The 443-nt window shown below is 58.7% G+C and carries 1 protein-coding gene; it reads left to right on the forward strand.

The features are described from left to right. Nucleotides 1–443, forward strand: a 443-nt coding sequence (locus tag ACU8YC_RS27795; protein ID WP_446896369.1) for an energy-coupling factor transporter transmembrane component T, incomplete at both ends; no start/stop codon positions are given.

The following is a 443-nucleotide window of genomic DNA, read 5'->3' on the forward strand; positions in this document are numbered from 1 at the left end:
CGAAATACGTACTTTGGCTGATGATCCCCGTAGGGCTGGGGTTATGGCTGGTACACGGCGGATGGCTTACCGAGTGGTTTAGCAGACAGCCACGCACGCCAGAGCGCTGGGCCAATGCCGTTACGCTCTGGCTGAGGATCCTGGCCATTGTGTCGACATCGCAGATATGGATGCAATACGTACCGGTTTCGCGCTTTATGCGTGCCCTGTTCGCTTCCCGTCTGCCACCAGGCGTTGCCTACCTGTTTGCTGGCCCGCTGCTTGTGGTTGAACAACTCAAACGACAGCTGGCAATAATTCATGAGGCTCACCGCGCACGCGGCGTACCGCTGGATGAGTCCTGGTACCAGCGTTTAAGCGCCATGCCGGCATTGATTGTGCCGCTTACCCATAACGCGCTCAATGACCTGGCCGTACGCGGGGCAGGCCTCGATATGCGGGTG

The organism is Citrobacter sp. VF227, assembly GCF_052950715.1.